The sequence below is a fragment of the Methylobacter sp. Wu8 genome, from assembly GCF_036440755.1.
Classification (GTDB): domain Bacteria; phylum Pseudomonadota; class Gammaproteobacteria; order Methylococcales; family Methylomonadaceae; genus Methylobacter_A; species Methylobacter_A tundripaludum_A.
The window spans coordinates 108,528-129,555 of sequence record NZ_JAZGVT010000067.1 but is presented as its reverse complement, the minus strand read 5'-3'; the positions used below and the strand labels follow the sequence as shown (position 1 = coordinate 129,555).

Genomic DNA, 21,028 nt, shown 5'->3' with positions numbered 1-21,028 from the left:
GCAAGTTTTATTTTTCATTTTTAACCATGAAGGACATGAAGCGGCATGAAAGGTTTAAGTCTTCATGTCCTTCATGCTCTTCATGGTAATTGCCTAAATTAATTTATGCACGATCCTTAGGTAAGACCTCGCTGTTATAGTCGCAGAGTCTTTATGTCGGCTTGGACAAGTAGCGTTGATGCGGTTGGGTAATCGCGATAAGACGGAAACGTGTGATGGAATGTGGACGGCTTTGCTGGCAGAATAACCGCACAGGGACGCCAAAAGCAGAAGCAGCAGGCGAAGGATTTGATCGAGTAAATAAGGAAAGGCCAATAGTTTTTCAGCCTTGAACCCGTAAACAACAAACTATCAATTGACATTATGACTACAAAATTTACTCCCCTAAAAGACCACGATACGCCTATCAAGGTGTTGTTTACCGGTTATTTGTGTACGGTTGGCATAGGTTATCTTTTCGCGTTAATCCAGATATTGTTTACTCACGGCATGGCCGACGGCAAGTTCGGCCTCTCTGTCGACGATATTGTTTACAGTTATTACGGTAACCGCTCAGGCACTGTTTTGGAGCAGAAACTGAACGGCTCGATGAAGGATAACGCGCCGGAACTGGAGCGTTTTAAGATCATGGAATGGGTTAGGGAAGGCGCCGATAGCGATGATTACAAGTCGGAGGGCATCGATAAAATAATCGAGAGCCGTTGTGTGATGTGCCATAACAAGGAGGCGTCCGGCATACCGGATTTTACCGAATTTGAGAACTTAAAAGCCTTAACTACAGAGGATACCGGCGCCACATTCGCGTCATTAACACGGGTTTCGCATGTGCATATGTTCGGTATCAGCTTTATCTTTATGTTCGTCGGGCTTATTTTCAGTTTTGCCGAGACCACCACAACGCAATATAAGTGTATTGCGATCGGCATGCCTTATGTGTTTCTTGTCGCCGATATATTGTCATGGTGGCTGACCAAGATTCACCCGATGTTTGCCTGGCTGGTGATTTTCGCCGGTATGGGCATGGGCGTTTCATTCATATTCATGTGGGTGACCGCTATCCTGGAAATGTGGCTGTTTAAACCGGTGTTTATTAATGGTTGGGGTTCACGTTATTTAGAGTTGCGCGACAGCACCGACGCATCGCTTGCAGACAGGCTATGGTCTTACGCCAAGGCGCTTGGCAGGCAGATTAAACCGGCGGCGGCTTTCGTGGTCGATCTATGGCTGACGCGCGGCTGGCCTGTTGTTAAAGGCTGGTTTAAAAAAATATCATAATTACTCGGCAGTTGGACAAATAGAGCATAGAAGGTGAAGGGTAAAAGGCGAAAGGTGCAATAATTTTTTTGCCTTTTGCCTTTTGCCTTTTGCCTTTTGCCTTTTGCCTTAAAAGATTTTATTTAAGCAGTTCAGCCATGGCGATAACGTTTTTCGCCATTTCCCCAATCGCGATATTGCGGTCCATCGCCAGTTTCCTCAAGGTGTGATAAGCATCGTCTTCGGTAAATCCACGGGTTTTGATCAAAATGCCTTTGGCCCGATCCACCAGCTTTCTTTCTTCAAGCCTGGATTTTGTTTTTTCAAGTTCATTTTTAAGCCGTTGTTGCTCATTGAATCTTGCGATGGCGATATTGATAATGCTGTCGATGCGGTTGGGTTCGCCGCTGTTGACCACATAAGCGCTGACACCGGACTTAATAATTTGATTGATGGTGTCGACGGTATCATCAGAAGCAAAAATTATAATCGGAAGCGACTGTTTTTGACTAAGACAACGAATATCCTGGAAATATTTTTTTGGGCTGTCAATATTGAAAATAACAATGTCGGTGCTGTTCTCCACTAGAGACTGAATGTCTGTTATAGATGTTGCTGTGTTTGCGACCAAATAGCCCTTGGCAACCAGTATTTTTTCCAATAACTGATCGGCAGTTTCATCTTCAATAAGTAATACATTCAAAGCGTTCATTCTCGAATAATTAGCACAAACCAGGCCATTCACCATCGGAACCTGTGGAAACAGTTCGCGCTGGGATTCGGGGCGAACGGGAGTAATGTGTTCGGCGCTTGCTGGCCGGCGGCGTTCCTGCGTCCCGAACCGCGTTATCACGAGTGTTTGCGAAACGCCGTCATCCCGGCATCAACAGGCCTCGCAGTTGTGGTTTGACGAGCCCTGAGCGTGGCAACGATGAGTTAAGTTATTGCCGATCGTATCCTAAGCGGACAGATGAAGTCAGACTGTTTCAACAATGTGCAGGATTATTCGGATTGTATTGGTGCAATGCCGAATGAAAATTCAGTTGGCGTTGCACACATAAGGAGCATTATTCATCTATGCGCACCATCTTGGCTCGCACGGGTGCATGGTTTTCAGTTTAATGATTGAACAAGCCGTTAAAATCACTGGTTTGTTAAGGATGGCACAGGCATTGCTCTACAACCCGAAACAACAAACATCGTTACCGAGGTTGTATATGAGCGTAAAACAAACACTGGTCGTTATCGGCAATGGCATGGTCGGGCAGCATTTTTTAGCCGGCCTGGCCGAAAGCACCATTAAAGAGCAGTATCAAATCATCACTTTTTGCGAGGAACCCAGAGCGGCCTATGATCGGGTGCATCTATCTTCATTTTTCACCGGCACAACGGCAGAGGAACTGTCGCTAGTCGAAGACGGCTTTTTCGATCGGCACGGCATTACCCTTCATCTGGGCGACAAGGCCGCAAGCATCGACAGGACCGCTAAAACCGTCACCTCGGCAAAAGGCCTGACGATAGCTTACGACAAGCTGGTATTGGCGACAGGCTCCTACCCGTTCGTACCGCCCGTTCCTGGGCATGACCGCGCGCAATGCCTGGTTTACCGTACCATTGAGGATCTTGAAGCCATTGCCGCCGCAGCCAAAACCGGCACGGTCGGCACCGTCGTCGGCGGCGGCTTATTGGGCCTTGAAGCGGCCAAAGCGTTAATGGATTTAGGCCTGGAAACCCATGTGGTCGAATTCGCCCCGCGCTTGATGGCGGTGCAACTCGATGACGCGGGCGGCGCAATGCTGCGGCGCAAAATCGAGAATCTGGGCGTCATCGTGCATACCGGCAAAAACACCAGCGTCATTACCGACGGCGAACGGTGCGTCAACAAAATGTGTTTTGCCGACGGCGAAGAGCTGGAAACCGACATCGTGCTGTTTTCGGCGGGGATTCGACCGCGTGACGAACTCGCCAGGGCTTCAGGCCTTGAAGTCGGCCAGCGCGGCGGCATCGTGATCGACAACCAATGCCGCACGTCCGATCCCAGCATTTATGCGATCGGCGAGTGCGCGTTGTGGAACGGCATGATTTACGGCTTGGTCGCGCCGGGTTATACGATGGCGCGCACCGTAGTGGCCGATTTGGCGGGCGACTCGCTAAGTTTTACCGGCGCGGACATGAGCACCAAGCTGAAACTGATGGGCGTCGATGTCGCCAGCATCGGCGACGCTCACGCCAAAACCCAGGGCGCGATGGTTTACACTTACCAAAACGGTGCAAGCGAAGTTTATAAACGCCTGGTGGTCAGCCAGGATAAAAAGCAATTGCTCGGCGCGGTGCTGGTCGGCGATGCGTCGGGTTACGGCACCTTATTGCAGTATTGCCTGAACGGTATCGAACTGCCGGAGAATCCCGATGCGCTGATATTACCGCACCGCTCCGACGAGTCGGTCGGTTTGGGCCCGGATGCCCTGCCCGCTTCGGCGCAAATTTGTTCCTGTTACGACGTGACCAAGGGCGCGATTTGCTCGGCGATTGAAGGCGGCTGCATGACGATGGGCGCGCTAAAAGCCGAAACCAAAGCCGCGACCGGTTGCGGCGGTTGTTCCGCGTTGCTTAAGTCGGTATTGGATTCGGAACTGTCGAAACAGGGTTTTGAAGTCAATACCGATATTTGCGAGCATTTCGCCTACACCCGGCAGGATCTACATAACCTGATCCGGGTCGAACAGATCAAAACCTTTGCCGACTTGCTGCACAAACACGGCAAAGGCCACGGCTGCGAAATCTGCAAACCGACCGTCGGCAACATCCTTGCTTCGCAATGGAATGAGCATATCCTGGAAAAACCGCATCTGGGACTGCAAGACACCAACGACACCTTTTTAGCCAATATGCAAAAAGACGGCACGTATTCGGTCGTGCCGCGCATCACCGGCGGCGAAATCAGCCCGGACATGCTGATTGCGTTGGGGCAGGTCGGCAAAAAATACAAGCTCTACACCAAAATCACCGGCGGCCAGCGCGTGGATTTATTCGGCGCTCGGGTCGATCAATTGCCGCATATCTGGAAAGAATTGATCGATGCCGGTTTTGAATCAGGCCATGCTTACGGCAAATCGCTACGCACGGTTAAATCCTGCGTCGGCAGCACCTGGTGCCGTTACGGCGTCGATGACAGCGTGGGGCTCGCGATAGAATTGGAAAACCGCTACAAGGGCTTGCGCTCCCCGCATAAGATCAAATTCGCGGTGTCCGGCTGCACCCGCGAATGCGCCGAGGCGCAGGGCAAGGATGTCGGCGTTATCGCGACCGAAAACGGCTGGAACCTCTACGTCTGCGGCAACGGCGGCATGAAACCGCGCCACGCGGATTTATTCGCGACCGGCTTGGACAAGCCTACCCTGATCAAATACATCGACCGCTTCTTGAGTTTTTACGTGCGCACCGCAGACCGTCTGCAACGCACCTCGGTATGGATGGAAAACATGGAAGGCGGACTGGATTACCTGAAATCGGTCGTGATTGAAGACAAACTGGGCTTGTGCGATCAGCTGGAGCAGCAAATGCAGTATGTGATCGACACCTATCAATGCGAATGGAAAGCCGCGATTGAAGATGAAGCCAAACTCAAGCGCTTCAGGCATTTCATCAACAGCGACCGGCCCGACGACAACGTGGTGTTTGTCGAAGAACGCGGCCAGATCCGGCCGGCCAGCGACAACGAGCGGAAACATTTTAAACTGATGGAGATGGCGTAATGGCTAAGTGGATAGATGTTTGCAATGTTGACGACTTGCAGCCCGACTCCGGCGTTTGCGCATTGCTGGATGGGGAGCAGGTGGCGATTTTTTGGATGCCTGTCCTGAGCGAAGCCGAAGGGGCGGACGCAAAGGTTTATGCGGTCGGCAATTACGACCCGTTCGGCAACGCCAATGTCCTGTCGCGCGGCTTAATCGGCGACATCGGCGGGCAGCCGGTGGTCGCTTCGCCGCTATACAAACAACATTACAACCTGGAAACCGGCGTTTGCCTGGAAGATGAATCCGTGAAAATCCCCGTTTATGCGATCCGCATCGAAAACGGCAGCGTTCAAGTCGACCTTTCCTCATTGCCGCTTCACGGAGAGCCAGCGTTATGAAATACAACTATTACATCGCCGATGTATTCACCAAACAGATTTTCAGCGGCGCGCAAATAGCCGTCTTCCCGAATGCCGAAGGTTTAAGCCAACAGCAAATGCAATTGGTCGCCAGGGAATTGAACCTGTCGGAAACAGTGTTTGTATTTCATCCCGATAAACAAACCACCAGCCGCGTAATGCGGATTTTTTCGCCATTAAGCGAAATCGATTTTGCCGGACATCCGATAATCGCCACCGCTTTCGTATTGGCTCATTGCGGCGATATTCAACTGACCGATGCGATTACGCCGATGGTTTTCGAGCAAAACACCGGCCCGGTCAATATCAATATTACCGCTGAAAACGGCCAGCCCAGTTTTGTGCAGTTCACCCGCAAGGTGACGTCCATCATCGACCGCTTTACGCCCAGCGATGAGGAATTGGCGAGTTTTCTGGGCATACAGCAGTCGGAACTCGACCATAAAAAATATGCCACGCGTTTGGTGTCTTGCGGCGTACCGTACCTGATCGTCCCGGTCTGGCGCTACGAAAGCGTAAGGGCCGCAAAATTCAATTATGCGGCCTGGAGCCAATCGACCGCCCCGCAAACCGCCGCACAGGAAATCTTGCTTTTTTCCCCGAAAACGCCGTATGCGGATGCGGATTTTAATGCCCGTCTGCTCGGCCCTCGTATCGGCATGCACGAAGACCCACCTGTCGGTAGCGCGATGCCTGCGTTTGCTTCGTATTTATGCTCGTTTGAATTCATGCAGAAAGGGACTTATACGTTTACCGTGGATCGCGGCGATGACCGCAACCGGCGCAGCGTACTGAATCTGGAAATGGATAATAAAGGTAGCGACACGCTGACTATACGGGTCGGTGGCGCGGCGGTGATGGTGGCGGAAGGGATTATGAATATTCCTGATTAGCCGGGCCATGTCGGGTTAACGGTTACGCTACCGTTAACCCGACATGGCTGAGACCGATAGGTAGAAGGCAGTCATCATTGCTTTACGGCTTTCCATTTTCAATTTTTGTTGAAATTGATGGAGCGAAGCGCTCACTCATTCCTGCTATAAACCCAACTAATACAACAGCCATTTCAATATTATTAGCCTTTGAAAATACGGGTAAAAATAAATCGGTGCGAACTAATAATGAACCTAAAAATGCTGAAAGCATGCCTGCAATTATTCTATACATACTTTCTATTTCATGAATTTCCCTTCCTGCAAGACAATCTAAATTTTCTTTCCCCATTCTAAAAATAATTGATAGAAGAGCTCCCAATGCTCCGGCAACCATAGATAAACCAAAATAAAAAGCTTTTATCCCAAATACACCAATACTATATTCTCTAAATATCCACGCATATACGCCAATCAACAAACATACTGCTGTTGTTTTTCCTGCTGTATCTAAATACCACCTTCTTGATAATTCCTTTCCTCTATCTTTTATATAGCTTTCTGTATGTTGTAATATATGCTCTGCCTTCGGGTAATCATGACTAAGACTTCTAGCAATTGCTTCCCCTAACAAGCGTTTAAAGTCGAGTTTTGTTTTTTTATCAAAATGATCGATTGGTTTACATTCAAGTAAAGCTACCATATTCATAACTTCGTTATGCTTGGAATTATCTTTATGACCTTTTGAATCATATTCTTTGCTTGTAATCCAATCTAAGTATTCTTCATTGTCAATAAATACAATGTAATGTTCGGTATCAATTACCAATAGCTTTAAATTTAATTTCCCCCATTTTTTTTCATCGTAATCAATACTCATTTGAAATATCCCTATTCAAACAATAGCAAATGGAAAAAAATCCCGACGACGACCCGCATTAAAAACAGGGGTTTGAGGTGCATTTGTACTATATGTTTTATCCTTAGCTACATCAAATGCTTGTTTAATATTCACTATTCCATAGCTATTGTTTCCAGTAGGATTAAATCTGTGCACTGAACTAAGTAATGCTTGCGTAAAAACACCACCGTTGCCATCATCCCCAGCCGCTTGGTTAATATCGCACGAGTAAGCGACAACTCTGCCTTCTGATGTATTCATAACTGCATCATCGAACACTTTCCGATAATCAATTTGGCTTCTTGCAGAGTCCATTGTTGCGCTTTCCATAGCAGCAGATAATGCAGCATATTTTTCAACTTTAACCAAGTGTCTGCATACATCCACAATAATTAAATGACGTTTATTTTTTGGATTGATGCTATTAATTGATATAGTATCCCTCTCATTTAAATACATAACAGTTTCATCGAGACTTTTTCCTACTTGATGCTCTCCATGACCAGAACACGTTATAAATACATAATCTGTATTACTGGCTAACGAAATTTGGTAATCTACCGAAGCTGGGCTTGGGTCAATCATTGTTATAATCTCGCTACTTTTCCAAGCTCCTCCTTTATCTGAAAGTAAAAAATATTTAATGTCGTTAACATCAATATTCACGCCAGGCAATTCAGGCTTAACACTAGGAGCTCCAATTAAAATCGCTTTTCTTGTAATACTCATAAATCCAACTCATTTTATGATTAAAAGAGTAGAGAAAGGCGAAATCCAGCCTAACTCAAAAATAGACACCAAATAGGTGAATATTTAAAATCCAAACATCAGAGCAAAAAGCCGCACTGATAATTTGTTAGGCCGGACTTTACCGACATTCAATATTCATAGCAAATGTTTTATACTGAACGCTGTAAGACTGATCATTCGCTGGTTCCCAAGCTCCAGCTTGGGAACCCAGTCCGGGAAGCTCCAGCTTCCCGTCCACGATCACCATACAAAGGGGGCCGCCATGCCCAGAAGCCGCTATCGTGTCCAATGCAACCCCTGTCCGCAACTTCCTAACCGCAACGGTAAACCACTGGCTGCCGTTGTTTACCCGCCCGGAAACCGTCAATATCGTGCTGGACTCTGGCTTCCAGCTATACGATTACGTCATCCTTGAGAACCACGAACCACCTGCATCTTATCGCCGCTTCGGAAGATTTAAGCCATGATATACAGCGATTCAAATCTTACACGGCGAAGCAAATCATTGCGCATCTGGAACAATGTCATTCGGCTAAGCTGTTGGAGTTGCTGGCGTTTTTTAAACGTGCCCATAAACAAGACACTACCTATCAGGTTTGGGAAGCAGGCAGTCATCCGCAAATCATTGAATCCGAGGTGGTTATGCGCCAGAAGCCGGATTACATCCACCAAAATCCGGTGAAACGCGGCTATGTCGATCAACCGGAACATTGGCGTTATTCCAGTGCGCGTAATTATGCCGGACAGGCGGGGTTGATTGAGGTGATACGGGCGTGGTGAGTGACTCGGGAAGCTGGAGCTCCCAAAACGGCATTCCCAAGCTGGAGCTTGGGAACGAGCGCATTGGTGGTTTTCTGCGCGGGACGGCGTTCACGACTTGGTTTAAATTAATCTGCATGACAGCCGCTAACTATTTGGGCTACTTTGGCTTATCAGAATTCAAACGTCCGGTAGGACGGGATAAAAACCATGTCCACGATTACTTTTGACACACACAAATTTATACGCAAATTGCGAGATGCAGGTTTTGAATAACAACAGGCCGAGGGCGGTAGCGGATGCTTTTCAGGAAGCCCAGTCGGAATCGCTCCCTGTTACTCGCGACTACCTTGATTCAAGATTATTTGAACTTGAAAATGGTTAAGTGGAGCATTGGCTTAGCTCTGGGACAGATGACTGTAATAACTGCACTGGTTAAGTTGTTATGAATGTTTTGCGCTTGCTTTCGATGGTGTCATCAAATCGCCACCGTCATTAAGCCCTTGGTTTTTGTCGGCAAGCTTTGCATTGAATAGTGAGATCAAAAAGAATATTTATAGCCATTGCAGTAAGCCCTTGCAGTGAATACAACATACCGTGTTTGCAGTCACTTTAAATAATGCGGTTACTGACAGCGTTACTGCTAAAAGTGCTGATTGTTGTATGTTACTGCATTTCACTGGACAATAAAAAACCCGCTAAGCCTTATGGCTTGCAGGTTTATGAGCTTCTTTGAATCTGTATGAACTTTTTAATGGAGGCTGCGGGCGGAATCGAACCGCCGTAGATGGCTTTGCAGGCCACTGCATAACCATTTTGCTACGCAGCCGTAAAAGTTAAATAAAAAAGCCGCGATAGTTCGCGGCTTTTTTGAAATTAATTGGAGCGGGAAACGAGATTCGAACTCGCGACCCCAACCTTGGCAAGGTTGTGCTCTACCACTGAGCTATTCCCGCGCTTCAATTTATTTGGCCATTATAGGCTTTTTTTAAACCTTGTCAACTTTTATTGAACATCAATTGACAAAACCCAGCCTGAACTACCTTTACATTCGCCATCTTCAACCTGAACTTTAGCAAATGCATTTTTCTTCCCTGCAAAGTCCTGGAATTCCATAACAGTTACGGCAGTTCCCTGTGCTATACGTCTGCAAGACTCAACTTTATCTTTGCCTTTAGCGTCATCTTCACTGTCATCAAATGCCGCTATAGCTCCAGGTACTGCGACCAATTGAATAGGAGATTCAACTTCATAAGTATTCGGGTTTTTCAAAACATAGCGCTGCCCGACCGCAAGATTCTTGGCCGTTGGTACCGGCATAACCTTTGAATCACCACCGCTCATCATAATGATGATCAACAATAAAACTACGCCACCGACAGCGCCAAAAAAGACTTTCGGATTCTTTTCCTTTAAATCCATCATTACTGAAAACAGTTTACCGGCCGTTTCTTTTGCTGCATCTGCAGTCTTGTTAGCGTTTTCTTCATTACTCATTTCTTATCCTCACAATTGTAATTTTTTATTATTTTCAAGTTACTTGCTCAAGGCATGTTACCTGATCGCCCCGATAACTCATATAGGCAAACAACGAGTCAGTACCTTCAATTTTATTCAAAAATCCATTCTAAAAAGCCGACAATTCTCTATCAACAATCGGCTTGACGCACCAACTTACCACGATAAAAAAACTTTTCAAGTGCTATATGTATATAGCCCTATATTTCAATGATATGCATAGTCAAATGAAATCGTAGCCTTTTTTAGGCTGTGTAGATACCGGCTCGCTCCTTTCCGCTACCCTTCTACATTCAAACTGCCAGTAGCCCAATCCGACATTCTTCCTGTCGCTCAAAGCAGCTGGAAAGTCCCCGTTATGCATAAATAGCCTAATAACATCGTTATCTTTCAGCATAAAACTATCGGTAATAATGTAGTTTTTCTCATCTTCCAACTCTTGCTTGCTGTAAAACAGGCCTTTTTGCGGCATATTTTTTCCCGTATCATCCAATTGAACATAGGTGACGGCAATGGATTGATGAGCCAACAATTGCATGCCGAAGTTTATTCTGCCGTTTTGCTTATCGACAACGATCTTGTTGACAATGCCTAATGAGCGCTTATGTTCGGGGCTGTCTATTTTTCTAAAACTGACCAGGCTCCCCACCGACAAAACGCCCGTTTGTTTAAATACGCCGGACAATAATCGGTCAGACGCCGATTGAACGAGAAACTCCAGATTTTTTTCGCCTGTGGACTCCAACGCACATTGCAACTCATGGGTTGACTCCAAGCCTATGGCGATATAACGATCCGACCTGTCGCTAAAAAAGGGTACGCCTTGCAAATCAATTCCCAGCCATCTTTGTTCGAGATAATCGAGCAATTCCGCCGAGGGTTTTCCGATGTCGTTTTTCAACCCATGCATCGAGCTAAACCTGGCATCCGCCGCATTAATCAATTTTTCTTTCTGCTTGAGGGCCTTGAACAATTTGGAAAAATCCAGATACAGCGCGGCCGAATCGTTTTTGGTGCTCGCTTCAAACTGGTAATGCGGCGCTTTATCCTCGTCGGTTAAGACCACACACTGTATTTGCTGCCCGTTCACCGGTTCTTTTTTTAAACTGACCAAAGAACCTATCGTTTCTATAAAGCTATAAACCAGCAAAAGTTCCTTCTGCATTAATCCGGTCGGATCAGCGAGACTGAGCAACAGGATCTGTAGATAACACTGCTCGGGGCTACTGGCTTTGCTGGACTGGCTGGCGTCATTGCCAACCTTGGCCGAGCTGTTTTTTATGGTCACGCTCAGGTTGTAAAGCGAATGCAAGTCTATCCATACCCAATCAGGTATCGGCATACCCATAATGAAATGGCTGACAATAATACTGCCCAGCCCTCTAATGCAGCGCTGCACCGCTAATGCCGCATTTTTCCCTTGAAACCAGCCGACATTGCGCCTGGTCAGTTCCTTAAGCGCTATCCAATAGCCGATAGTGAATTCCTTTTCAATTGAGACCAATACATTCAAAATTTTTTTGTCATTATCTTCTTTGGGAAATCCCGCTTTAATCAACCTGGAGCGAAGATAATCTTCAATGACGTGAACGCTGGGGCTTAAACGCTCCAGTGCATCCAGTCTTAACGAGACGGTCATTTGAATGGCATTGAAATCGACAAGAAAATCGTGAAGCAAGCGCGTAGCCAAGCCGGGATTAGCCGTAGGCAATTCGTCAATCCAATGTTGCAGCGCCTTGGCTTCAAATTCCTTTAAGCGGTGGGAATTATTCTGTTGCGTTGGAATAACAAGAAAAAAAGAGTTCTTCACATATTCACCGAAGTTATTTTAATGCTGTCCAGCGGCATCACGCCCCGCCTTTTCTCGTCATCATCCCTTTTGACGGGTTATAGCCAACAATCGCCGCCGCCATGAATACGATAAAAGCAACCAAGGTATAAATAAACGCGTGACTGTTAAACTGGCCGTACAGCGCGAAGCGGATCAATTCGACAGCTTGGGAAAACGGGTTGTATTGCGCCAGATTATGCAGCAGCGCGCTGGACTCTTTGATTTTCCATAAAGGATATAATGCGGTTGACATAAAAAACATCGGAAAAATAACAAAGTTCATCACCCCGGCAAAATTTTCCAGTTGTTTTATAAAAGACGACAACAACAAGCCCAGAGCGCCGAGCATCAACCCCGACAACAACAGTGCCGGCAATATCCACAAATAGCCCTGCCACGGCGCCTGAATGTCATAAAACCACGCAATCGCTAAAAACACGTAGACTTGCAAAACGGATACGCCGGTCCCGGCCAGCAACTTGCTGAGCAATAAAAACCAGCGCGGCAACGGGCAAACCATCAAGATCCGCATACTGCCCATTTCCCGGTCGTAAACCATCGACAACGAGCTCTGCATGCCGTTAAACAGCTGGATCATGCCGATCAGGCCGGGGGTGATATAAACCTCGTAAAGAATATAGGTCTCGTAAGGCGGGGTGATCGCAAGCCCTAGTGCGGCCCTGAATCCGGCCGCAAACACAAACAACCAGACCAAAGGCCTGACCAGGGCGGAAATAAATCGCTCGCGCTGGGTCACAAAACGCCATAATTCACGCCAGATGATGCCCCACATCGCGCGCCAGTAATGTAACAACTTCATCCTTGCTCTCCCTGGGTCAAGCTATAAAAAGCATCTTTAATCGTTGGGGTGTTGGTTGTTTTAAGCACGTCGTCAACCGTTCCATTGGCTTTAACCTCCCCTTTATGCAATACGATTAAATGATCGTCAGGATAAATTTCGTCAATCAAATGACTCGCCCATAAAACCGCCAAATTTTCTTCGGCGGCTAATTGATGCACATATTCGACAATAGACAACCGGCTGGGCACATCCAAACCAACGGTAGGTTCATCCAGCAGCAGCACCGACGGCTTGTGCAACAAGGCGCGGGCAATCTCCACGCGCCGTCTGTGCCCGCCATTGAGCTGGCGCGCCTTCTCAAAACGCCGGTCGTACATATTCAAGCGCTCCAGCTCCTGTTGAATCCTTTGCTCGGCCTGTTTCCGCCCCATACCGTGCAACGAGGTGTGATAGCGCAGGTTTTGCATGACCGACAAATCCATATCCAGGGTGGTTTGCTGAAACACCACGCCCAGTTTTGCCAATGCCGGCAGCGTTTGCCGCTTAATATCGAAACCGCACAACTCGATGCGCCCGTCGCGCGTATCATACAGCCGGGTAATCAGGGAGAATAACGTGCTCTTCCCTGCCCCGTTAGGCCCCAACAAAACCGTGCATTCGCCCGGCTGAATCTTGAAATTGACCTGGCTCAATGCTTTTTTGTCGCCATAAGAGAAACTTAAATCTTCGACGGACAATGCTATGGACGAATTCATGGCTTGACTGCAACTCCCCACGGGTAAGTACCCACGCCGACCGATTTGGTCACGGTTTGGCTATCAAGATCGATCAGCGAAATATCGTTGCTGGCGCCGTTAGTGGTATAAAGCCGTTTTTGATCCGGCGAGAACGCCAGATTCCAGACCCGCTGCCCAACCAGCAGGTATTTTTCCACTTCAAAGGTCTGCGCGTTAATCACCGCCACACGATTTGCGGGTCCCAACGCCACATAACCGCGCTTTCTGTCTTTATCGATCACCACGCCGACCGGCTGGATTTTATCGGGCGTCACGCCTTGCACATCAAACTTGATGCTTTTGACGATCTGTTTGGTTTTAACGTCCAGAATCATCAAGGTTCCGGCCATTTCCGAAGTGACCCACAACTGCTGGCTGTCGGCGGTAAATCCCAGCCCGCGGGGGCGCGGATCAACCAACGTGTTTTCGACGATCGCATTGGTTTTGGTATCGATCCAATGCACCATATTGGTCGTTTCGGAAGCGCTGGCCACCCAGAGGTTATCGGGGCTCACAGTGATGCCCTCCGGCTCCACGCCGACCTTAATCTGTTTGACGGCTTTTTTATGTTTAATGTCGATCACCGTTACCTGGCTGTCATCTTCATTGGACACATACAGCCGGTCGCCCGCCGGGTTTAACGCGAAGGTCTCAGGATCTTCGCCGGACGGCAACTTTCCGGTTTCCTTCAGCGTCTCGGTATCGATGATTTTGATGGTGTTGTCATCGCTGGTCGCCACATACAAAAACTTATTATCCGGGCTGATCGCTATGCCTCTGGGGCGCTGGCCGATTTCTACCGTTTTGACTAATTTACCGGCGACAGGATCGACTACCGCCAGCGCATTATCTTTTTCCAGCGTAACGAACACCGTTTCAGCCTGCGCCGTTCCGGTCAGCGCAACGGTCAAAAACAGCCCTAAAACATTTTTCTTCATCATCATTTGCTCCATTTACAGGTTGACTCAGGTTGATCATAACCCAGGGTATCGAGTTCGGTTTTTGGGTGCAAAAAACCATCAATCGGCGCGACCGCAACCAGCGATCTCGGCGCCGCCAGCAAAACAGGCTGCCGCAACTGCCCGTCCCAGGACCGGAACGACAAAGGATTGCCTTTATAACCCTGCAACGCAAACGCATCGCTGAATATATAATCCTTCAGCAGTTTTATGTCGTTGGACTTGGTGCGGGTGGCCGCTTCGCCGATGGCCCTGACCGCCAGATAAGCGCCATAATCCTGCTCCTCCATCCAACGCCCTGCCTGGTCTTTAAAGCGGTTTTGAATCTGCACCGCGCCCCATTGTTCGTGGGTTCGATGCCATGCCGTTGCAACCAGTCCCTGCGTACCGATCACCGGTCTTGCACTCCAGGTTCTGTATTCAAGGTATTCGCCGAATTGGCCTTGCTCGTCGGCAACGACCAGCACATCGTAATCGTCCACCTGGGTAAACACCGCCACATCGGATTGCGCGGTGCGCCGCGCATCGTAAGTGTGCTCCCAGGCTTTTTCCTCGACTATTTTCATGCCGAAGCGTTTAGCCGCCCGCCTGATCGCATCGGCAAATAAACGGTCTTCATCGGTAGCGCCTACGACCAGAAACCACTTGTTCCAGCGTTTTTTCATCATGTATTGCGCCAGCGCATCGGCCCGCATCGCCCGGCTGGGCAAAAGATGCAGAACGTTATTGCGGCATTGCTCATTGCGTAGCGCATCATCGATCGTCGCCGCATCGAATAACAACTTTTGTTTTGCGCCGGGTAAGTCGGCGATTTTATTAAGAGAGTCGGCAGGCAAGTTGACAACGACATAGGGATATTGATCGTCAATCTCCTTATTAAAAGCATCGACAACATTACCATCCAACGGCACGATGAATTTTTTCAGCACAAACTGCTGCCCGGTAAACTGCCCGGTCGTATTATTGTCGGCAACCGCCAGTTCCGACCCCAGCACGCCCTTGTTCGGGATAAAAGCATCGAGGTTGGACAGCGGCGGAGGAACTTTCCGCTCTTGCGTCAAATAAGCAATATTGATCGTCTGCTTGGCTTCTGCATAAACAAGACCAGAGCTAAATAGATGAATAATAAATAAAAATTTAACAGTTACCTGGAAAAACAAGTTAATTGGTCGCATCATTTTCTAACGGAAATAAAACACATAGGCGCTAATTTTAACGTATTCATTAACTTTGTTTCGTTTTTCGATGGAGTTCACTAAAACCGGCAAAATAATTTGCCCCCATGATGCCTTATTTAATTGGAAAATCAATGCGTTATGATTAAGCAAGATACATCCCGTTGACTTGACCAATATCCGTTACAAATAGGACATTGACTTCGATCAACAAAGAGTTCAGCATCAACAAATAACCCTGATTCCAGAGTTATTTGTTAGAATGAAGATAAAACCAACGCCGTTTTTTACGGCCCTATTACTCTGTTAAGAGGACATAAAAATGGACGCCAGTAAAATACAACCGCGACAAGAGACGCTCGTTAGCCCGGCAACTGCCCAGCGGACGAAAAATGTGGACAATAACGAGCCCGCTATCGAAACCCGGCCGGACAACGGTCAGGACGACAGCCTGAAAGTCCCCAAAGAAACAATCAATCTTTCCGACACATCGTTAAAACTATCGTCGTCTTCGCCGGTAAAAAGCAGCGACCAATCCGCGCCGATAGAAAACCAAGATCAAGCTCAACAAGCGCTCAGCCGGCTTCTCGCCGACATGCAAAGCAATCCGTCTCAGGCACATGGCGCTCACAGCAACGTTTTCTCCGGCGCTGTACAATCATTGCTAGGTTAATATTACAGCTTATCGCCAATGACGCACTTTGTATTAAGCGGAATATTCGTTTATCCGGTCAAGTCATTAGCGGGCATCAGCGCAAACAGCTGGCCTGTCACTGAAAAAGGCTTTCAGCACGACAGAAAATGGATGATTATCGACAATAACCGGCAATTCCTCAGCCAGCGGAAGTTGCCGAGAATGGCTTTAATTAAAACCGCACTGACCGATCAAAACCTGATCCTGTCCGCACCGGGCATGGAAAACCTGTCGCTTCCCCTAAACCCCGCCGATGGACACATCATTAACAGCACCATCTGGCATGACCAGTGCGACGCCCGTAGCGTTTCAACAGAAGCTGACCAATGGCTTGGCGACTTTTTAAAACGGGACTGCCGACTGGTCTACCAGCCCGACGAGGTCGTTCGGCCGGTCGATCCCGATTACGCCAATCCTGCGGACAAGGTGGCGTTTGCCGACGCATTTCCTTTCCTGATTGTTTCCGAAAACTCGCTGGCTGCGTTAAACGATGACATGCAACTGAATTTACCGATGACCCGTTTCAGGCCCAATCTGGTTGTTTCCGGCTGCCCCGCCTACGGGGAAGACAGCTGGCGCGAGATCAGCATCGGCGCTATAGACTTCAGGCTACCCAAGCCCTGCTCCCGGTGCTCCATTCCGGCAATAGATCCTGAAACCGCGCAAATCGGTAAGGAACCGCTAATCACGCTGAACCGCACCCGGAAATGGCAAAATAATGTTTATTTTGGGCAAAATGCGCTGCACAACCAATGCGGCCGCTTGACCGTCGGTGATACGGTACAGATCAAATCCACCGGCGCAAAGCAACCGCCGATCTAGCTTGTTTAGGCGACGCATCAATCGCCTGTCATTTAATAAATTTCCCGAACATCCATGCATAAAGCCCTTTTGCTGATCGTCATCCCGCTGCTGTCTTACGGCTTTTGGCTAAGCGCGGAATTTAAAGGCATTGCGGCCGGCGTCTCGATTTTCCTGTTCGGCATGTTGTCGCTGGAGCAAGGATTTAAAGCCTTTACCGGCGGTGTGCTGGAGCGGATTCTGCAAAAAACCACCGATACCTCCTGGAAAAGCTTCGGCTTCGGCTTCCTGTCCGCCACCTTGATGCAGTCCAGCGGCCTGGTCTCGGTCATCACCGTTTCATTCCTAAGCGCTGGCTTGCTCGATTTAGTCGCCGGCATCGGCATTATTTTCGGCTCCAATTTAGGCACAACGACCGGCGCATGGCTGATCGCAGGGCTGGGACTGAAGGTCAACATTGCGACCTACGCCATGCCGCTGCTGGTTTTCGGCGTGTTATGCGTTTTCCAGAGCGGCAAACAGTTAAAAGGCGTCGGCTATATCCTGACCGGCCTGGGCTTTTTGCTGCTCGGCATCCATTACATGAAAGAAAGTTTCGAACACGTTGAAAGCACCATAAACCTGTCCGAATTCGCAATGCCCGGCGTCAAAGGGCTATTGACCTACACCGCCGTAGGAATCATCGCGACCATTATCATGCAGTCCAGCCACGCCACGATGCTGCTAACGATTACCGCTGTTTCGGTGCATCAAATCACCTATAACAATGCACTGGCGCTGGTCATCGGCGCCAATATCGGCACCACCGTCACCGCGATCATTGCTGCTTTCGGCGCCAATATTCAGGGCAAACGCCTGGCGGGCGCGCATCTGTTAATTAACCTGTGCACCGGAATCTTTGTGCTGCTGTTTATCAAGCAATTCGGCATCGCGGTTGACATCATCAGCGCAAGCTTGGGTATTGCCGCATCGGACAACGCGATGAAACTGGCAACCTTTCACAGCCTGTTTAATCTTGCGGGCATCATGATCTTTTTCCCGTTCATTAATCAACAAGTTGCATTACTGGAAAAGCTGCTCATAGAAAAGCGTCCCGTTATTTTCCAACCGAAATATTTGGACATATCCGCCATGGATTTCCCCGAAACAGTCGTCGAATCGGTCCGGCTCGAAAGCATCCATTTATATGAGAACGCCATTCATATTATTTTGCGCACCTTTGGCCTGCGTAAACACGATCTGCAAAAAAATGACGACGCACTCAAGCAACTCATCGGACAGGATAACAACTCCGTCGAATACAATATCGATGCCGGCTATGAAAAGCGGATAAAAGGCCTCTACAGCGCCATTATCGCGTTCATCAGCCAAGCCGGATTCACTTGGGCAATGAGCCAGTCTTCCAAGCTCTCCTGGCTGCGCGAGGCCAACAAGCATCTTGTCGAAGCCATTAAAGACACCAAGCACTTGCAAAAAAACTGGATCCGTTTCAGGGTGTCAAGAAATCAAGCCGCAACCGACGAATACAACAAAATCGCCTACCAGATAGTCTTGCATATCCGGCAGATTGAAGATTTCAGGCATGACATTGAGGACAACGAATTGCCGCTGTTATCGTTGGACGCATTAAAAGCAAGTATTAGGAATGACGACATGCAAATGAATCGCGCCATTGAAACGCTGATCAGGGAACGAAAAATAACCCCTGAAACCGGCTCTTCCCTGATTAATGACAGCTCGTACATGCGCAGCATTAAAAAGAATTTGTTAAAAGCCGCCGAAACACTGTTCCTGCACAGCGATACCGGCGCCGCCAAAGCCGAGCAGCAATTAACCCTGAATGAAACTGAAATTAACGATGTTGTTCACACCGTGGATACCCAATAGCACCATCCCTGCACTCACCTAATCGGTAATTAAAGCGATGAAAATAGAAAAGTTGCTCCATAAATTACAGGCCTTTTTCGATACCGACAAACATAAAAAAAGGCAGCACATCGAGGAACTGAAAAAAATCCTGTTAAAACTGAAGAAAAAAGAGCGAAAAATCACCCGCTCTATGCAACAGGCTGACGAGGATTGCTTAAGGAAGCATTATCAAACCGAATTGGAAATTATCCGGGTGCAAAGGAAAAAGGGCATTGAAACTTTACAACAGCTTAAAGAACACAAAAAAACGTAGACACACCCTCCTGAATACACTCAACACTCACGTTATCTTTGTTGAGCAACAAAATGCTCAGGAAGATTTAAGTAACACAGTATTGTTTATCCTAAAAACCGCATCTAAACGGACGGGTCTGCGATTTTTAGGTTTATGCGTTAGCGGACCTTAAACCAAGTGTCCCCACAAATCATATTCATCCGCTTCTTCCAGCTCGACATCGACAAAATCGCCGACTTTAAGATGCGTCGCGCCATCAATAAACACCTGACCGTCTATTTCCGGCGCATCGGCTTTGCTTCTAGCCACGGCGCCCTCTTCGACGACTTCATCGACCAGTACCGTTTCGATTCGACCTACCCGTTGCTGCAATCGCGCCGCGCTGATTTCGGCCTGATGCGCCATAAACCGCGCCAGACGCTCCTGTTTGACTTCTTCGGAAATCTGGTCGGGCAGCTCATTGGCGGCCGCGCCTTTGACCGGCGAATAGGCAAAGCAGCCAACCCTGTCCATTTGCGCCTCGCTCAGAAAATCCAGCAGCTGCTCGAATTCCTGCTCGGTTTCGCCGGGGAAGCCGACGATAAACGTGCTGCGCAAGGTAATATCGGGGCAGATTTCCCGCCACGCTTTAATGCGTTCCAGGTTGTTCTCGCCGGCAGCCGGACGCTTCATCAGTTTAAGAATGCGACTGTTGGCGTGCTGGAACGGTATGTCCAGATAAGGCAGGATTTTACCCTCGGCCATTAACGGAATCACTTCATCGACATGCGGATAAGGATAAACGTAATGCATCCTGACCCAGATGCCCAGGTCGCCCAACGCCTCGGCTAACTCATAAAAACGGGTTCTGACCGAACGGCCTTTCCAGTCGTAGCTTTGATATTTCAAGTCCAAACCGTAGGCGCTGGTATCCTGCGAAACCACCAGCAATTCCTTGACCCCGGCATTGGCCAGACGTTCCGCTTCCCGCATTACATCATCGACCGGCCTGCTGACCAGATCGCCACGCATCGAAGGGATGATGCAGAAGGTGCAGCGATGATTGCAGCCTTCGGAAATCTTCAAATAGGCGTAATGCCTTGGCGTCAGTTTGATGCCTTGCGGCGGCACCAGACTGATAAACGGATCGTGCGGAGGCGGCAAATGCTCATGCACGGCAGCTACAACTTCTTCGAGGGCGTGCGCGCCGGTCACTTTTAGGACTTGCGGATGACGCTCCCGGATTTCCGCTTCCCTGGAACCCAAGCAGCCGGTAACGATGACCTTGCCGTTCTGGGCCAGCGCCTCGCCGATGCTGTCCAGCGATTCTTCGACCGCCGCGTCAATAAAGCCGCAGGTATTCACCACGACCAGATCGGCGTCCTGGTAAGTCGGCGAAATGGTGTAACCCTCTGAACGCAGCTTGGTTAAGATCCGTTCGCTATCGACCAGGGCTTTGGGGCAGCCCAAACTAATAAAACCAATATGTGGGGCAGTCATTTAAATCTCAGATAATGTTAAAGCGCGTTAGTTTATAGGAGTGGCTGCGCAAATAAAAATTAAAAAGCAATCACCACGAAGACACGAAGGACACGAAGTTTTATTTCTTCGTGTCCTCGGCAATTGCTCCTGCATTG

Annotated in this window: 19 protein-coding genes and 2 tRNA genes; 9 read left to right on the top strand and 12 right to left on the bottom strand. The window is 48.5% G+C overall.

All coding sequences use genetic code 11. From position 1 onward, the window contains the following. Positions 1-363 precede the first annotated feature (363 nt). A complete protein-coding gene (locus tag V3O24_RS12185; protein WP_331307407.1) occupies positions 364-1,275 on the top strand; it encodes a hypothetical protein in 912 nt (303 codons plus the stop codon). Positions 1,276-1,393: 118 nt separating this feature from the next. Here V3O24_RS12185 and V3O24_RS12180 read toward each other — a convergent pair whose 3' ends face one another. Then, complete coding sequence (locus V3O24_RS12180) at positions 1,394-2,107, bottom strand: ANTAR domain-containing protein (RefSeq protein ID WP_331307406.1); 714 nt, start codon at positions 2,105-2,107, stop codon at positions 1,394-1,396. Between the two features lie 364 nt (positions 2,108-2,471). Between V3O24_RS12180 and nirB the strand changes: the two genes are divergently transcribed. From nirB to V3O24_RS12165, 3 genes are read left to right on the top strand one after another with little or no spacing between them, the layout of a single operon-like run. Continuing rightward, on the top strand, positions 2,472-5,009 hold the full coding sequence (gene nirB, locus V3O24_RS12175) for a nitrite reductase large subunit NirB (protein ID WP_331307405.1): 2,538 nt from the start codon (positions 2,472-2,474) through the stop codon (positions 5,007-5,009). Beyond that, positions 5,009-5,389 (top strand): nitrite reductase small subunit NirD, encoded by a 381-nt coding sequence (gene nirD / locus V3O24_RS12170; RefSeq protein WP_104423618.1) that lies wholly within the window; start codon positions 5,009-5,011, stop codon positions 5,387-5,389. The genes nirB and nirD overlap by 1 nt, the downstream gene beginning before the upstream one ends. Continuing rightward, positions 5,386-6,303, top strand: coding sequence for a PhzF family phenazine biosynthesis protein (locus V3O24_RS12165; protein WP_331307404.1), 918 nt, complete (start codon positions 5,386-5,388; stop codon positions 6,301-6,303). Before nirD ends, V3O24_RS12165 begins: the two co-directional genes overlap by 4 nt. Before the next feature lie 82 nt (positions 6,304-6,385). Here the strand turns inward: V3O24_RS12165 and V3O24_RS12160 are convergent, their stop codons facing one another. Continuing rightward, complete coding sequence (locus V3O24_RS12160) at positions 6,386-7,162, bottom strand: hypothetical protein (protein ID WP_331307403.1); 777 nt, start codon at positions 7,160-7,162, stop codon at positions 6,386-6,388. A gap of 15 nt (positions 7,163-7,177) precedes the next feature. Further along, positions 7,178-7,912 (bottom strand): caspase family protein, encoded by a 735-nt coding sequence (locus V3O24_RS12155; RefSeq protein ID WP_331307402.1) that lies wholly within the window; start codon positions 7,910-7,912, stop codon positions 7,178-7,180. A gap of 432 nt (positions 7,913-8,344) precedes the next feature. Here V3O24_RS12155 and V3O24_RS12150 point away from each other — a divergent pair, with 432 nt between their 5' ends. After that, a complete protein-coding gene (locus tag V3O24_RS12150; protein WP_331307401.1) occupies positions 8,345-8,713 on the top strand; it encodes a transposase in 369 nt (122 codons plus the stop codon). 734 nt (positions 8,714-9,447) lie between these two features. Here V3O24_RS12150 and V3O24_RS12145 read toward each other — a convergent pair. The 8 genes from V3O24_RS12145 to V3O24_RS12110 all read right to left on the bottom strand — a co-directional run bounded on the left by V3O24_RS12145 (position 9,448) and on the right by V3O24_RS12110 (position 15,753). Beyond that, positions 9,448-9,521, bottom strand: a tRNA-Cys gene (locus tag V3O24_RS12145). A 52-nt stretch (positions 9,522-9,573) separates the two neighbouring features. Continuing rightward, positions 9,574-9,648: transfer RNA gene (locus V3O24_RS12140), tRNA-Gly, on the bottom strand. Between the two features lie 49 nt (positions 9,649-9,697). Next, positions 9,698-10,189, bottom strand: coding sequence for a hypothetical protein (locus V3O24_RS12135; protein ID WP_104423621.1), 492 nt, complete (start codon positions 10,187-10,189; stop codon positions 9,698-9,700). A gap of 244 nt (positions 10,190-10,433) precedes the next feature. After that, on the bottom strand, positions 10,434-12,020 hold the full coding sequence (locus V3O24_RS12130; protein ID WP_331307400.1) for a hypothetical protein: 1,587 nt from the start codon (positions 12,018-12,020) through the stop codon (positions 10,434-10,436). A 37-nt stretch (positions 12,021-12,057) separates the two neighbouring features. Then, positions 12,058-12,861: an ABC transporter permease gene (locus tag V3O24_RS12125; RefSeq protein WP_104423623.1), complete on the bottom strand. Its 804-nt coding sequence runs from the start codon at positions 12,859-12,861 to the stop codon at positions 12,058-12,060. Beyond that, positions 12,858-13,598, bottom strand: a complete 741-nt coding sequence (locus tag V3O24_RS12120; RefSeq protein ID WP_331307399.1) for an ABC transporter ATP-binding protein — start codon at positions 13,596-13,598, stop codon at positions 12,858-12,860. Before V3O24_RS12120 ends, V3O24_RS12125 begins: the two co-directional genes overlap by 4 nt. Continuing rightward, positions 13,595-14,557, bottom strand: coding sequence for a PQQ-dependent catabolism-associated beta-propeller protein (locus tag V3O24_RS12115; RefSeq protein ID WP_331307410.1), 963 nt, complete (start codon positions 14,555-14,557; stop codon positions 13,595-13,597). The genes V3O24_RS12120 and V3O24_RS12115 overlap by 4 nt, the downstream gene beginning before the upstream one ends. Positions 14,558-14,559: 2 nt before the next feature. Then, positions 14,560-15,753, bottom strand: coding sequence for an ABC transporter substrate-binding protein (locus tag V3O24_RS12110; RefSeq protein WP_331307409.1), 1,194 nt, complete (start codon positions 15,751-15,753; stop codon positions 14,560-14,562). A gap of 322 nt (positions 15,754-16,075) precedes the next feature. Between V3O24_RS12110 and V3O24_RS12105 the strand changes: the two genes are divergently transcribed. The 4 genes from V3O24_RS12105 to V3O24_RS12090 are packed head-to-tail and all read left to right on the top strand — an operon-like array spanning position 16,076 to position 19,430. Continuing rightward, positions 16,076-16,426, top strand: a complete 351-nt coding sequence (locus V3O24_RS12105; RefSeq protein ID WP_104423626.1) for a hypothetical protein — start codon at positions 16,076-16,078, stop codon at positions 16,424-16,426. 18 nt (positions 16,427-16,444) lie between these two features. Then, a complete protein-coding gene (locus tag V3O24_RS12100; protein ID WP_331307398.1) occupies positions 16,445-17,269 on the top strand; it encodes an MOSC N-terminal beta barrel domain-containing protein in 825 nt (274 codons plus the stop codon). Between the two features lie 54 nt (positions 17,270-17,323). Further along, positions 17,324-19,135 (top strand): Na/Pi symporter, encoded by a 1,812-nt coding sequence (locus V3O24_RS12095; RefSeq protein WP_104423628.1) that lies wholly within the window; start codon positions 17,324-17,326, stop codon positions 19,133-19,135. Between the two features lie 37 nt (positions 19,136-19,172). Then, the gene (locus tag V3O24_RS12090; RefSeq protein WP_104423629.1) at positions 19,173-19,430 is read left to right on the top strand and encodes a hypothetical protein; all 258 of its coding nucleotides are present in this window, start codon (positions 19,173-19,175) and stop codon (positions 19,428-19,430) included. 150 nt (positions 19,431-19,580) lie between these two features. On the opposite strand, the gene rimO is transcribed toward V3O24_RS12090, so the two are convergent. After that, on the bottom strand, positions 19,581-20,891 hold the full coding sequence (gene rimO / locus V3O24_RS12085) for a 30S ribosomal protein S12 methylthiotransferase RimO (RefSeq protein WP_331307397.1): 1,311 nt from the start codon (positions 20,889-20,891) through the stop codon (positions 19,581-19,583). Positions 20,892-21,028 lie beyond the last annotated feature (137 nt).

Coding starts and splice junctions, on each gene's coding strand:
- V3O24_RS12185 (WP_331307407.1), top strand. CDS start 364: ATGACTACAAAATTTACTCCCCTAAAAGACCACGATACGCCTATCAAG.
- nirB (WP_331307405.1), top strand. CDS start 2,472: ATGAGCGTAAAACAAACACTGGTCGTTATCGGCAATGGCATGGTCGGG.
- nirD (WP_104423618.1), top strand. CDS start 5,009: ATGGCTAAGTGGATAGATGTTTGCAATGTTGACGACTTGCAGCCCGAC.
- V3O24_RS12165 (WP_331307404.1), top strand. CDS start 5,386: ATGAAATACAACTATTACATCGCCGATGTATTCACCAAACAGATTTTC.
- V3O24_RS12160 (WP_331307403.1), bottom strand. CDS start 7,162: ATGAGTATTGATTACGATGAAAAAAAATGGGGGAAATTAAATTTAAAG.
- V3O24_RS12155 (WP_331307402.1), bottom strand. CDS start 7,912: ATGAGTATTACAAGAAAAGCGATTTTAATTGGAGCTCCTAGTGTTAAG.
- V3O24_RS12135 (WP_104423621.1), bottom strand. CDS start 10,189: ATGAGTAATGAAGAAAACGCTAACAAGACTGCAGATGCAGCAAAAGAA.
- V3O24_RS12125 (WP_104423623.1), bottom strand. CDS start 12,861: ATGAAGTTGTTACATTACTGGCGCGCGATGTGGGGCATCATCTGGCGT.
- V3O24_RS12120 (WP_331307399.1), bottom strand. CDS start 13,598: ATGAATTCGTCCATAGCATTGTCCGTCGAAGATTTAAGTTTCTCTTAT.
- V3O24_RS12115 (WP_331307410.1), bottom strand. CDS start 14,557: ATGAAGAAAAATGTTTTAGGGCTGTTTTTGACCGTTGCGCTGACCGGA.
- V3O24_RS12110 (WP_331307409.1), bottom strand. CDS start 15,753: ATGCGACCAATTAACTTGTTTTTCCAGGTAACTGTTAAATTTTTATTT.
- V3O24_RS12105 (WP_104423626.1), top strand. CDS start 16,076: ATGGACGCCAGTAAAATACAACCGCGACAAGAGACGCTCGTTAGCCCG.
- V3O24_RS12100 (WP_331307398.1), top strand. CDS start 16,445: ATGACGCACTTTGTATTAAGCGGAATATTCGTTTATCCGGTCAAGTCA.
- V3O24_RS12095 (WP_104423628.1), top strand. CDS start 17,324: ATGCATAAAGCCCTTTTGCTGATCGTCATCCCGCTGCTGTCTTACGGC.
- V3O24_RS12090 (WP_104423629.1), top strand. CDS start 19,173: ATGAAAATAGAAAAGTTGCTCCATAAATTACAGGCCTTTTTCGATACC.
- rimO (WP_331307397.1), bottom strand. CDS start 20,891: ATGACTGCCCCACATATTGGTTTTATTAGTTTGGGCTGCCCCAAAGCC.